This window comes from Otariodibacter oris (genome assembly GCF_009684715.1).
Taxonomy (GTDB): domain Bacteria; phylum Pseudomonadota; class Gammaproteobacteria; order Enterobacterales; family Pasteurellaceae; genus Otariodibacter; species Otariodibacter oris.
On record NZ_CP016604.1, the window covers coordinates 1,709,508 to 1,723,750 of the forward strand.

The following is a 14,243-nucleotide window of genomic DNA, read 5'->3' on the forward strand; positions in this document are numbered from 1 at the left end:
AAATTTTGCAAAAAACAGATATAAATTTTGCCTAGTGGTTGTTATACCCTTCAAGATCAGGGAAAATAACCCTTTATGAAAAATCAATTCTATATAGAGAAAATCAATGTCATTGAACGATTATCCACAACAAGTTAATAAACGAAGAACTTTTGCGATTATTTCTCACCCTGATGCGGGTAAAACCACCATTACTGAAAAAGTGTTACTTTACGGAAATGCGATTCAAAAAGCAGGTTCTGTTAAAGGTAAAGGCTCGGCACAACACGCTAAATCAGACTGGATGGAAATGGAAAAGCAACGTGGGATCTCAATTACCACCTCTGTAATGCAATTCCCTTATAACGATTGCTTAGTCAATTTACTTGATACTCCAGGGCATGAAGACTTCTCGGAAGATACTTACCGCACACTAACAGCGGTCGATAGCTGTTTAATGGTGATTGACTCAGCCAAAGGGGTTGAGGAACGTACCATTAAATTAATGGAAGTCACACGCTTGCGTGATACGCCAATTCTTACTTTTATGAATAAACTCGACCGTGATATTCGTGATCCAATGGAGTTACTTGATGAAGTAGAGAGCGTGCTAAAAATTAATTGCGCGCCTATCACTTGGCCTATCGGTTGTGGGAAATTATTTAAAGGCGTGTATCACTTAACCAAAGATGAAACCTACCTCTATCAAACAGGACAAGGTCATACCATCCAAGATATTCGCATTATTAAAGGCTTGGATAATCCAGAATTAGACGGTGCCGTCGGTGAAGACCTAGCCTTACAATTGCGTGAAGAATTAGAATTAGTGCAAGGAGCAAGCCACGAGTTTGATTTAGAAGCTTTCTTAAATGGTGAATTAACTCCCGTCTTTTTCGGTACTGCATTAGGTAACTTTGGGGTCGATCATTTCTTAGATGGATTAACTGAATGGGCGCCGACACCACAATCTCGTCAAACGGATCAACGTGAAGTCCAAGCCAGTGAAGAAAAATTCAGCGGATTTGTGTTTAAAATTCAAGCCAATATGGATCCAAAACACCGCGACCGTGTGGCATTTATGCGAGTAGTTTCAGGTAAATACGAAAAAGGCATGAAATTAAAACACGTACGCATTGGTAAAGACGTGGTAATTTCCGATGCCTTAACCTTTATGGCAGGGGACCGAGCGCACGCTGAAGAGGCTTATGCGGGCGATATTATCGGTTTACATAATCACGGCACGATTCAAATTGGTGATACTTTCACCCAAGGCGAAAACTTTAAATTTACAGGGATTCCAAACTTCGCCCCTGAATTATTCCGCCGTATTCGTTTACGTGATCCACTTAAACAAAAGCAATTACTTAAAGGCTTAGTTCAGCTTTCAGAAGAAGGCGCAGTGCAAGTATTCCGTCCACTACACAATAATGATTTGATTGTTGGTGCGGTCGGTGTGTTACAGTTTGATGTGGTTGTTGCTCGCTTAAAAACCGAATATAACGTGGAGGCGATTTATGAAACCGTAAACGTTGCCACAGCACGTTGGGTTGAATGTACAGATGCGAAAAAATTTGAAGAATTTAAACGTAAGAATGAGCAAAACTTAGCCTTAGATGGTGGAGATAATTTAACTTATATTGCTCCAACAACGGTTAATCTCAACCTCGCTCAAGAACGTTACCCTGACGTAACTTTCTTCAAAACACGAGAACACTAATCTCAAGCAAGCGGTCAGTTTATGGGATTTTTTTGCAAAAAATTGCCACAATCTCACCGCTTGTCACATACTTTAGGACAAAAAATGAGTGAACAAATTTACGGTATTCATGCCGTTAAAGCCTTTTTAGACAACGCACCAGAACGATTAATTGAGGTGTTTGTATTAAAAGGGCGTGAAGACAAACGCTTAACCCCACTACTCAACGCTTTACAACGTTTAGGCATTGGTATTCAACAAGTAAACCGCCAAACGCTAGATAACAAAGCGAAAGGCGAAGTGCATCAAGGCATTATTGCTCGTGTATTGCCAGCCAAAGAATTAAATGAACAGGATCTCGATCAGATCTTAGCGACTAAACAAAATCCACTTTTATTGATCTTAGATGGTGTCACCGATCCGCATAATCTTGGAGCGTGTTTGCGTACAGCAGATGCGGCTGGAGTGGATGCAGTCATTGTACCAAAAGATAAATCAGCACAGCTTACCTCTATCGCTCGTAAAGTGGCTTGTGGTGCAGCGGAAGTCGTACCTTTGATTCGTGTTACCAACTTGGCTCGTACAATGCGAGAACTACAAGAGCATAATATTTGGATTGTGGGTACAGCAGGTGAAGCGACTGAAAATATCTACCAAGCTAAACTCACAGGACCAATCGCATTAGTGATGGGAGCAGAAGGGGATGGAATGCGTCGTTTAACTCGTGAACATTGCGATCAACTGGTTAGCATCCCAATGGCTGGCTCAGTTTCATCATTGAATGTCTCTGTTGCCACAGGCGTATGCTTATTTGAAATCGTTCGTCAAAATTTGGCTCACACTCAATAATTATCTTTATTTCCCCATATAAGCAAGCGGTCAGATTTTTACAATTTTTTGTAATTATCTGACCGCTTAAGTTTAAGATTTATAGTAATAGAAAAACCTATCTACCCCTCACAACTACTACAATTTAACAAGTTGCGGTTAAACACTTGAGCCGCACTCATTGAATATTGATAGTAGATCGATTTTAAGCCAAGCTCTTCTGCTGTTAAATATAATTGATTTAAGTCACGAGCAGGGGTGGCTGGGTGAACCATAATATTAATGCTCTGTCCTTGGTCAATATATTGCTGACGTTGTGCCACTTGCTGAATCACACTTAATTGGCTAATTTCTGAGAAGGTTTTAAACACTTCTTTATCGTGTTCAGAAAGCTGTTCTAAATGTTGCACAGAACCATCATTCAATAAAATACTTTCCCAAATTTCCTCTTTATCTAACCCTTTCTCTTGCAACAGTTTTTCTAAGAATGGATTTTTGTAAACCGTCTTAATTTTCGCCAAATCTTTAACATAGTAATTCGATCTAAATGGCTCAACAGACGGAGAAACACTACCTAAAATAAAGCTACTGGATTTCGTTGGTGCAATACTCATTAAAGTTGTATTACGACGACCATAGCCTTTTAAAATCTCAGGCTCGCCAAAACGTTGAGCAAGCTCTTGTGAGGCTTTTAATGTTTTGTCACGCAATGTTTGAAAGATAAGATTATTTTTCTGCATTGCTTCATAACTATCAAAGGCAATATGATTAGCTTGAAGATAGCTATGCCAACCAAGTACGCCTAAACCTAATGCTCTGTGTCTGCGAGCAAAGCGATTCGCTCTATCTAAAAATGGCATATCCGCACTTTTTTCGATAAATTCAGACATAACAACGTCAAGGAAATAGGTTAAAACTTCGGGTGCGTCAGTATCTTTCCATTCATCAAAATACAATAGATTCATGGAAGAAAGACAACACACAAAGCTCTCTTCTGAATTTGATGGCAACATAATTTCAGTACATAAATTTGAGGCATGCACTGTCATGTTTTTATCTTTATACACGTCAGGACGTCCTGCGTTGGCATTATCCTTAAAGAATAAATACGGGATACCTGTTTCCGTTTTACGTTGTAACAATTTCGCCCAAAGCTGACGCTTATAGGTATCGCCTGCTTTCATGGATTCTAACCAATCATGCCCTACGCATACCCCATAGTACATAAGCTGAATCGGGTTACCTTCCGTATGAATATCAAGCCATTCCTCAATATCGCCATGCTCAATATCAATATAGCCCGCAAACTGCCCTTTTCGAGAAGTGCCTTGGGAAATCACGTCAATTGTCGTATCGAATAATTTACTGAAATTAAAAGAGCCGTCTGATTTTCCATTATTGGTAATCAAACTACCACGAGGACGAATATCACCAAAGTAAGCCGACGTGCCGCCACCAATCTTGCTCATCATGCCAACTTCAGCGACTGTTCTCATGATCTCATAAATTGAATCGCCAATATAACTACCAAAACATGAAATCGGTAATCCACGATCTAAGCCAAAATTAGACCAAATTGGCGAGGAAAGGGAAAAATACCCTCTCGCCATATAGTGATAAAATTTATCGGCAAAGCCTTCAATGCCAAGTTTGCTCTCGGCATAATCTGCAATATAACGAATGCGATCGTAGGCTGTGGTTCCCTCTAGTAAGTAACCACGTTGTAAAAATAAACGGCTATCATCATTTAGCCACGCAAAATCAGGTCGGTCGGAATTAAAATAAGTCATCGGCTGTTATCTGTTTCATCTTTTTACTGTAATCTGTACTACGTTTGTTAAAGAAATCCGTTTCTTTTGTCGATAAGATTTCAATATCAAACCACTCGGTTTCTTTCAACATATCAGGATCAATGTTGTAAGGTGGCTCTAAGCCTAGTGCCATTAATGAATTGTTGTAACGGCTCATAATGTAGTTTTCAACGGTTGCACGACTAATAAAACTCAAATCGCCACCTTCAAAAATCCAATCTAAAATACTTCTTTCCGCCGCTAATGCTTGTGAAGCTAACAATTTTAATTCTTCGTAGAATTCATCATTGAACAATTCTGAATGTTCTTCACGAAGAATTTCATATAAAGTAATCCCAAAACGCCCGTGAATCTCTTCTTCTTTTGACGTTGCTTCAACGGCATTAGAAATCCCTTTAAATAAATTCTTGTGCTTATTAAAGGACATCATAATTAAGAATTGTCCAAACAGTGAAATATGTTCCACAAATAACGAAAAAAGCACAAGGGATAGAACAAAGCGATCTTTGCCTTCATCTTTATCACGCATAAAATCTTCCATATAGTTGATACGACTCATCAACGCAGGAATTTCTGTGATTTGTGAAAACATTTCATTTAAGCCTAATTTTTCCAATAAGAAAGAATAGGCATCTTTATGGCGTACTTCACTTTCCGCAAAAGTACCGCCAACGTCGTCAATTTCGGGTTTAGGAAAATAGCGATACAAATCGCCCCAAAAGCGTTTAACGCTCACTTCAATTTGTGAAATGGCTAACATGGTACGAGTTAAGACCTGACGTTCGTGGTCATTAATATTCGTACGGTAATCCTGAATATCCCCTGTGAAATTAAACTCAGTGTGCAACCAATAGGAATGGCGAATCGCATCTTTAAATTCGAGTAATTCTGGATATTCATAGGGTTTAATGTTAAGACGTTTTTCGAAAATATTACGAGACATAAGGAAATAAACCCCTATCTAGAAAATGAAAGGAGATCATTCTAGCTATATTTTTTTGCAGAACAAGACCTTGACAAATTACGATGCTGATTAGATGGTAGGAACATTTTGATTTATAAAGAGATTATTTTTTGTAAATAATAATCATTATTAATTATAAAGCGGTAAGTTTATCCGTATATTTTACAAAATACTGATAAAAACTCACCGCTTATTAACTCAATAGATTAATCCATTTCACTCATTAAACTTGCATTACCACCCGCAGCGGCAGTATTAATACTCACTGCTTTTTCGTGTAATAATGGGAAGAGTGATAAGGCTAAATCTAAACTTTCAACATAAGTTAAGATTGCCCCTTCTCGTTGTGCAAAATGTAATTTTTGTTCAACGGATAATGGATTAAGTACGATCAACACACTCAATTCAGAAAGGGTATTGAAATCATCGACCACGGAAATTAAGTTGCCAAAATTAGATACGTGTTGAGCAAGAGACGAACCACTTAATACAACCGCTTTACTTCCCGATACCGTAATGGCGATCAATGCTTTAACTTGCTCTTCTAACGAGCCATTACCAATCGCAATAACTGAGCGAGAGGCTAAACGCATGAAGTTATCTTCACCCGTGATGCCTTGCATAGTTAGCACTTTTCCAAGTGGCGATCTTTCTGATAATTGATTCATTAAAGTCATTGCATTATCAAGTTCAGCATTTGATAAGGTTGCCTCAAGTCCTTCTGTAAGTAACGATAAATCAACTTTTTCGCCACCTTCAATATCTTGTAAATCCCATTCTTTGCGATTGACTAAACGTTGCAAGTACAATGGTCCACCTGCTTTAGGTCCTGTACCAGAAAGTCCCATTCCACCAAATGGTTGAACCCCTACAACCGCACCGACAGTATTTCGATTCACATATAAATTGCCAGCCTCGATTGTCGCTAACCATTTTTCAACCGTTTCATCAATACGGCTATGTAAGCCACTGGTTAAACCAAAGCCAGTGGAGTTAATATCCTGCATTACTTGCGATAAGTTTTTAGCATTGAAACGAACTACGTGTAGGACAGGTCCAAACACTTCCTGTGTAAGCTGACGGATATTATCAATCTCTAACAATGTTGGAGGTACAAAGATCCCACCTTGCTCAACTGAGTCTTCTATTGGTACTTGATAATAAGACTTAGCGATCTTTTTAAATTTCTCGATATGCTCAAGTAAACGAGATTGCGCAGTACGATCAATCACTGGACCAACATCAATATCAAGGGCTTGTGGTTTACCGACTTTTAATTCAGCCATTGCCCCCTTCAACATTTCAAGCAGATGATCGGCAATATCTTCTTGTAAATAAAGAACACGTAAAGCTGAACAGCGTTGTCCCGCTGAATCAAATGCAGAATTTAAAACATCGACTACCACTTGTTCCGCTAGAGCAGAACTGTCCACGATCATTGCATTTTGTCCGCCTGTTTCAGCAATAAGCGGTAAGATCCGATCAGATTTTTGCAAATTAGTGTTGATATGTTTTGCGGTTGCCGTTGAGCCTGTAAAAATCACACCATCAACACGTGGATCGGAAATAAGTTTATTCCCAACCTCTTTACCGCTTCCAAGTAAACATTGAAGTGCTTGAGTAGGAATACCTGCTTGATGGAATAAGCTCACCGCATAATGTGCCATTAAACTGGTTTGTTCCGCAGGTTTAGCCAATACGACATTACCTGTTACCAATGCTGAAGACACTTCACCCACAAATATCGCTAGAGGGAAGTTCCACGGACTAATGGTCGTAATAATACCGCGTGATTGTGTAAATCCTTCAGGATTCGCTTTCACTTCTTTTGCATAATATCGACAGAAATCGACCGCTTCTCTTACTTCTGCAATCGCATTATTTAATGTTTTACCAGCCTCTCTCACCGCAAGATCGAATAAAACAGGCATATTCTGTTCCATTAAATCTGCCATTTTTTCTAATGCTTCCGCTCGTACAACTGGTGAAGTATTTTGCCATTCGGCCTTAAACGATTCTGCTACTTCAAAAGCTCGTTCAATGTCTTCTAAAGAGGCATCTACAACTTCCCCAACCACTTCGGCTAAATTAGCAGGGTTATTGACTACACGAGATTCGTTATTGGTTGTTTTGCCATTGGCAAGTAATGATTCAGCTACGTATTGCTGTGAAAGATTATTTAATTGCTCTTGAAGATCTTTTAATGAAATTGCATCCGTTAAATCATAACCCTTAGAGTTAAAACGTGATTCTCCAAATAGCTGTTGCGGTAATGGAATTTTAGGGTGCATTGTTCCCTCTGTTTCAAGGGCTTTTATCGTTGGAGCTTTGACTAATTGCTCCATATCTAAATTCTCATCGACAATTTGATTCACAAAAGAGCTATTTGCCCCATTTTCTAATAAACGACGCACTAAATACGCAAGCAAGGTTTGATAAGAACCCACTGGCGCGTAGATTCGGCATTGAACATTCAAATTATCTTTACCAACCACCTGATCGTATAAAGTTTCTCCCATACCGTGTAAGCACTGGAATTCAAATTTCTTGCCTTTAGCTAAATGATAAACAGTAGAAAGTGTTTGTGCATTATGTGTTGCAAATTGAGGATAAATCACGTCTTGTGCAGACAGTAATTTTTTAGCACAAACTACGTAATTCAAATCAGTATGGACTTTACGTGTGAATACTGGATAACCTTCAAGGCTGTCTGTTTGAGCGCGTTTAATTTCTGTATCCCAATAAGCCCCTTTTACTAATCGAATCATCAATTTTCGATTATTTTCTCTCGCTTTCTCAATTAGATACTCAATCACATAAGGGCAACGTTTTTGGTAAGCTTGCACCACAAAACCAATGCCATCAAATCTTGCTAAATCGGGATCGGAAAGTAATTTATCCATTAAATCTAAGGAAAGTTCTAAGCGATCTGCCTCTTCTGCATCAATATTCAATCCAATATCATATTGTTTGGCTAATAAGAATAATGATTTTAAACGAGGGTAAAGTTCATCCATCACACGTTGGTGCTGTGATAAGCTATAACGAGAATGAATTGCGGATAATTTTACAGAAACACCTGACGACTGATAAACACCAAGTCCTTTAGACGTTGCCCCAACGGCATGAATAGATTGAACATAATCATCATAATATCGTTTAGCATCTTCTTCTGTTAGAGCCGCTTCACCAAGCATATCGTAGCTATAGCGATAACCCATCGCAAAACGTTTCTCACCATTTTTTATCGCTTGCTGAATGTTTTCACCTGTTACGAATTGCTTACCAAGCAAACGCATAGCAACATCAACACCTCGACGAATGAATGGCTCCCCACCTTTCGCAAGTAGCTGAGTTAGTGCAGAAGATAATCCTCTTTCGCTATGGGTATCTAATAGTTTACCCGTAACCACTAATCCCCAAGCAGCTGCATTCACAAACAGTGAAGGACTATGCCCAACGTGAGAACGCCAATCGCCTTTGGCTAATTTGTCTTTAATAAGCTTATCCGCGGTTTCTTGATCAGGAATACGCAATAAGGCTTCTGCTAAACACATTAAAGCAATACCTTCTTGGCTAGATAATGAAAATTCATGCATGAGTGCATCCACACCACTTGCTTTTTGACGAGATTCCCTGACTTTTCTAACCAGTTTCTTGGCTAAAATTTTAATCTCTCCTGCAAGAGATTCTGTTTCAGCTTGCTCAATTAATGAGTTAACTAATAATTGCTCATCTATACGATAATGAGTGCTTAATTGTGAACGGATAGTTGTATTTGGAGGGAGAAGTTGGTAGTTGAGCAGTGACATAAATAAATCCTTCTGAATAAAAATATCTTCTGCAAAATGATAAGAGTATCTTACCGCTTGTTATTTATTACTAAAAAAAGCGATTGATATAAATACCAATCGCTTGCTTTTTATTAATTCATTTCTTGCTCATAAGCTTTTTGAGCATTTTCAAACGTAGTTACAATTTCTTTTCTTGGTGATGGAGTAACCAACGACACAACAAAAATCGCTAACGTTGCTAAAATGAACCCTGGAATCATTTCGTAAATACCACTATCTGGCACTAAAGTATTCCAAAATACCACAACTAATGCGCCTGTTAGCATACCAGCCATTGCACCCGCAGCATTCATGCGTTTCCAAAATAGTGAGAGAATAACTACTGGACCAAATGCACAACCAAAACCAGCCCAAGCGTATGAAACAAGACCCAGTACTTTACTGTCAGGATCCTGAGCTAATACAATAGCAAGCACTGCAATCACCAATACCATGATACGTCCTAACCAAACTAACTCTTTTTCTGATGCATTAGGTTTCAACATTCCTTTATAAAAGTCTTCAGTAATAGCGCTTGAACAGATCAATAACTGACAACTTAGTGTACTCATTACCGCTGCTAAAATTGCTGATAACAGAACCCCAGCAACCCATGGGTTAAATAATAATTTAGCTAACTCAATAAATACTTGCTCATGATTTTGATTCACTAATTCAGCTTGTTCTGGATTCGCAAAGAAATAAGCTTGTCCAAAGAATCCAATTCCAACTGAACCGAATAAACAAATAATCATCCAAGCCATACTAATACGGCGAGCATTAGGGATAGAACGGGCGCTATCAGCAGCCATAAAACGCGCTAAGATATGAGGCTGACCGAAATAACCCAAGCCCCAAGCTGAAAGGCTTAATAAACCAACAAACGTAGTCCCTGTAAATAAGTCAGTAAAATCTTTATTAGCAGCTTCACCTGCTTGCATTAACACGGTATGAGTTTCTTCAAAACCACCTAACTGGATCAAAATAAAGATTGGAGTTAAAAATAATGCGAATAACATTAAGGTTGCCTGAATCGTATCAGTCCAACTTACCGCTAAGAAACCACCGATAAAGGTATAAATAATTGTTGCTAAAGCACCATACCAAAGTGCAGTCGAGTAAGGAACATCAAATAAATTCTCAAATAACCGAGCGCCAGCAACGACACCAGAAGCACAATAAATAGCAAAAAAGAAAAGAATAATCGTAGCGGATACAATTTTCAGTAATTTGGTTTTATCACCAAATCTATGATGAAAATACTCAGGTAATGTCAATGAATTGGCATTATATTCTGTATGCGTTCTTAACCGACCAGCAACGAATAACCAATTCAAATAAGCACCAATAGTTAAACCAATAGCAATCCATCCTTCAACTAAACCTGCTGCATATACTGCACCAGGTAACCCCATTAACAGCCAACCCGACATATCGGATGCTCCAGCTGATAAACCCGTTACAAAACTACCTAAACGACGTCCGCCTAAAATATAATCCGATAGATTAGTAGTAAATCGATAAGCAATGAAACCAATAGAAATCATCCCTACGATATAGATTAAAAATGTTATTGTGGTTGGATCTAATCCAAACATGGCTTTTCCTCTTGGTTAAATTAAAAAAGGGAGTAAATATAACAGAAATTATCAAAAGATTAGATATTGCAAATTGATAGAAGCCCATTAATTACACACATTCTATAAGAGTATAACTTAAAAAACATATATAAATTACAATAAATTAACAAAAATGAGATGTATGCAACACTTTTTTAGAAAATTCCCAAACACTAAAAAGCAAAAAACCGTAAGTTATCTCTAACCTACGGTTTTCCTAATAAAGCCCTGATGACGACCTACTCTCACATGGCGAATCACCACACTACCATCGGCGTGACAGCATTTTACTTCTGAGTTCGGGATGGGTTCAGGTAGTTCCACTGCACTATGACCATCAGGATAATCCTGTTGACGACTTCCGTCTTATTCTGTCTTTTTTTCTTTCTTTTAAAATCTTAAAACAAGCTGTCTTTCTGTTCGACTTCCTTTTACTTCTTTCAGTCTGTGTACCTTTTCTTAGTAAACTTCATACTCTCTTATGTTTTCTCTATAGTTTTTTTCGAAAAAACACTTGAGGTTGTATGGTTAAGCCTCTCGGGCAATTAGTATGTGTTAGCTCAACGTCTCACAACGCTTACACACCACACCTATCTACGTCGTAGTCTCCAACAACCCTTACTGACTTATAGTCAGGGAGAACTCATCTCTTGGCAAGTTTCGTGCTTAGATGCTTTCAGCACTTATCTCTTCCACATGTAGCTACCCAGCAGTGCCTCTGGCGAGACAACTGGAACACCAGTGATGTGTCCACTCCGGTCCTCTCGTACTAGGAGCAGCCCCAATCAATTCTCCAACGCCCACGGCAGATAGGGACCGAACTGTCTCACGACGTTCTAAACCCAGCTCGCGTACCACTTTAAATGGCGAACAGCCATACCCTTGGGACCTACTTCAGCCCCAGGATGTGATGAGCCGACATCGAGGTGCCAAACACCGCCGTCGATATGAACTCTTGGGCGGTATCAGCCTGTTATCCCCGGAGTACCTTTTATCCGTTGAGCGATGGCCCTTCCATTCAGAACCACCGGATCACTATGACCTGCTTTCGCACCTGCTCGACTTGTCTGTCTCGCAGTTAAGCTTGCTTATACCATTGCACTAACCTCACGATGTCCGACCGTGATTAGCAAACCTTCGTGCTCCTCCGTTACTCTTTGGGAGGAGACCGCCCCAGTCAAACTACCCACCAGACACTGTCCGAGACCACGTTCCGCAGTCTTCGTTAGAACATCAAACGTTAAAGGGTGGTATTTCAAGGACGCCTCCATAGAAACTAGCGTTCCTACTTCATAGGCTCCCACCTATCCTACACATCAAAATTCAATGTTCAGTGTCAAGCTATAGTAAAGGTTCACGGGGTCTTTCCGTCTAGCCGCGGGTACACCGCATCTTCACGGCGATTTCAATTTCACTGAGTCTCGGGTGGAGACAGCCTGGCCATCATTATGCCATTCGTGCAGGTCGGAACTTACCCGACAAGGAATTTCGCTACCTTAGGACCGTTATAGTTACGGCCGCCGTTTACTGGGGCTTCGATCAGGAGCTTCTCTTTCGATAACACCATCAATTAACCTTCCAGCACCGGGCAGGCATCACACCCTATACGTCCACTTTCGTGTTTGCAGAGTGCTGTGTTTTTAATAAACAGTTGCAGCCAGCTGGTATCTTCGACCGGTTCAACCTTCAGGGGCAAGCCCTTACAATCTACGCCGGCGCACCTTCTCCCGAAGTTACGGTGCTATTTTGCCTAGTTCCTTCACCCGAGTTCTCTCAAGCGCCTGAGTATTCTCTACCTGACCACCTGTGTCGGTTTTCAGTACGGTTTATTATAAGCTAGAGCTTAGTGGCTTTTCCTGGAAGCGTGGTATCAGTTACTTCGACTCCGTAGAGTCTCGTCATCACTTCTCGGTGTTTAATAAGAGACCGGATTTGCCTAGTCTCTCCACCTAACGGCTTAAACAGGGATATCCAACACCCTGATAACCTAACCTTCTCCGTCCCCACATCGCACTTATAACAAGTACGGGAATATTAACCCGTTTCCCATCGATTACGCTTTTCAGCCTCACCTTAGGGGCCGACTCACCCTGCCCCGATTAACGTTGGACAGGAACCCTTGGTCTTCCGGCGAACGAGTTTTTCACTCGTTTTATCGTTACTTATGTCAGCATTCGCACTCGTGATACGTCCAGCAAACCTCTCGATTCACCTTCATCCGCTTACACGACGCTCCCCTACCCAACAGAATAAATTCTGATGCCGCAGCTTCGGTACTATATTTTAGCCCCGTTACATCTTCCGCGCAGGCCGACTCGACTAGTGAGCTATTACGCTTTCTTTAAATGATGGCTGCTTCTAAGCCAACATCCTAGCTGTCTAAGCCTTCCCACTTCGTTTCCCACTTAATATAGATTTTGGGACCTTAGCTGGCGGTCTGGGTTGTTTCCCTCTTCACGATGAACGTTAGCACCCACCGTGTGTCTCCTGAGTATCACTCTTCGGTATTCGCAGTTTGCATCGAGTTGGTAAGCCGGGATGGCCCCCTAGTCGAAACAGTGCTCTACCCCCGAAGGTGTCCGCTCAAGGCTCTACCTAAATAGATTTCGGGGAGAACCAGCTATCTCCCGGTTTGATTGGCCTTTCACCCCCAGCCACAGGTCATCCGCTAATTTTTCAACATTAGTCGGTTCGGTCCTCCAGTTAGTGTTACCCAACCTTCAACCTGCCCATGGCTAGATCACCGGGTTTCGGGTCTATACCTTGCAACTACTCGCCCAGTTAAGACTCGGTTTCCCTACGGCTCCCTTATTCAGTTAACCTTGCTACAAAATATAAGTCGCTGACCCATTATACAAAAGGTACGCAGTCACAAGATAAACTTGCTCCCACTGCTTGTACGTACACGGTTTCAGGTTCTATTTCACTCCCCTCACTGGGGTTCTTTTCGCCTTTCCTTCACAGTACTGGTTCACTATCGGTCAATCAGGAGTATTTAGCCTTGGAGGATGGTCCCCCCATCTTCAAACAGGATTTCTCGTGTCCCGCCCTACTTTTCGTTAGCTTAGTACCATGGCCTGGTCTTCGGATACGGGGCTATCACCCTGTGTCGCTGAGCTTCCCAACTCATTCTCCTAACTCTGCCACTATCACTAACTGGCTTCTCCGCTTTCGCTCGCCGCTACTCACAGAATCTCGGTTGATTTCTTTTCCTCGGGGTACTTAGATGTTTCAGTTCTCCCGGTTTGCCTTACTGAGCTATGTATTCACTCAGTAATAATAGGTTCTTCACCTATTGGGTTTCCCCATTCGGATATCTTGGATTAAACGCCTCTTATCGACTCATCCAAGCTTTTCGCAGATTAGCACGTCCTTCTTCGCCTCTGATTGCCTAGGCATCCACCGTGTACGCTTAGTCACTTAACCATACAACCTCAAGTATTTTTAAATCAATTTAATCATTAATATTAAATAATAATTAAATAACAATAAAAAACTCAAAGCTTATGCAAG

At 40.5% G+C, this 14,243-nt stretch carries 6 protein-coding genes and 2 rRNA genes; 2 read left to right on the top strand and 6 right to left on the bottom strand.

Going from position 1 to position 14,243, the window contains the following annotated elements; all coding sequences use genetic code 11:
• Positions 1-106 precede the first annotated feature (106 nt).
• On the top strand, positions 107-1,696 hold the full coding sequence (prfC, locus tag A6A10_RS07940) for a peptide chain release factor 3 (protein ID WP_121122807.1): 1,590 nt from the start codon (positions 107-109) through the stop codon (positions 1,694-1,696).
• 84 nt (positions 1,697-1,780) lie between these two features.
• Positions 1,781-2,524 carry a 23S rRNA (guanosine(2251)-2'-O)-methyltransferase RlmB gene (rlmB, locus tag A6A10_RS07945; RefSeq protein ID WP_121122835.1) on the top strand — a complete coding sequence of 248 codons (744 nt, stop codon included), beginning with the start codon at positions 1,781-1,783 and terminating at the stop codon, positions 2,522-2,524.
• Between the two features lie 101 nt (positions 2,525-2,625).
• Here rlmB and A6A10_RS07950 read toward each other — a convergent pair whose 3' ends face one another.
• From A6A10_RS07950 to A6A10_RS07975, 6 genes are all read right to left on the bottom strand, one after another.
• The gene (locus tag A6A10_RS07950) at positions 2,626-4,293 is read right to left on the bottom strand and encodes a ribonucleoside-diphosphate reductase subunit alpha (RefSeq protein WP_121122808.1); all 1,668 of its coding nucleotides are present in this window, start codon (positions 4,291-4,293) and stop codon (positions 2,626-2,628) included.
• Positions 4,280-5,257 (bottom strand): ribonucleotide-diphosphate reductase subunit beta, encoded by a 978-nt coding sequence (locus tag A6A10_RS07955; RefSeq protein ID WP_121122809.1) that lies wholly within the window; start codon positions 5,255-5,257, stop codon positions 4,280-4,282. Before A6A10_RS07955 ends, A6A10_RS07950 begins: the two co-directional genes overlap by 14 nt.
• A 227-nt stretch (positions 5,258-5,484) precedes the next feature.
• Positions 5,485-9,090: a bifunctional proline dehydrogenase/L-glutamate gamma-semialdehyde dehydrogenase PutA gene (gene putA, locus A6A10_RS07960; RefSeq protein WP_121122811.1), complete on the bottom strand. Its 3,606-nt coding sequence runs from the start codon at positions 9,088-9,090 to the stop codon at positions 5,485-5,487.
• Between the two features lie 113 nt (positions 9,091-9,203).
• On the bottom strand, positions 9,204-10,709 hold the full coding sequence (gene putP, locus A6A10_RS07965; RefSeq protein WP_121122813.1) for a sodium/proline symporter PutP: 1,506 nt from the start codon (positions 10,707-10,709) through the stop codon (positions 9,204-9,206).
• Positions 10,710-10,956: 247 nt separating this feature from the next.
• Positions 10,957-11,072, bottom strand: a 5S ribosomal RNA gene (gene rrf, locus A6A10_RS07970).
• Positions 11,073-11,254: 182 nt separating this feature from the next.
• Positions 11,255-14,156 (bottom strand): 23S ribosomal RNA (locus A6A10_RS07975).
• Positions 14,157-14,243 lie beyond the last annotated feature (87 nt).

Bases quoted from the DNA above. Each gene is read 5' to 3' on its own strand.
- rlmB (WP_121122835.1), top strand. From the start codon at position 1,781: ATGAGTGAACAAATTTACGGTATTCATGCCGTTAAAGCCTTTTTAGAC.
- A6A10_RS07955 (WP_121122809.1), bottom strand. From the start codon at position 5,257: ATGTCTCGTAATATTTTCGAAAAACGTCTTAACATTAAACCCTATGAA.
- putP (WP_121122813.1), bottom strand. From the start codon at position 10,709: ATGTTTGGATTAGATCCAACCACAATAACATTTTTAATCTATATCGTA.
- A6A10_RS07950 (WP_121122808.1), bottom strand. From the start codon at position 4,293: ATGACTTATTTTAATTCCGACCGACCTGATTTTGCGTGGCTAAATGAT.
- putA (WP_121122811.1), bottom strand. From the start codon at position 9,090: ATGTCACTGCTCAACTACCAACTTCTCCCTCCAAATACAACTATCCGT.
- prfC (WP_121122807.1), top strand. From the start codon at position 107: ATGTCATTGAACGATTATCCACAACAAGTTAATAAACGAAGAACTTTT.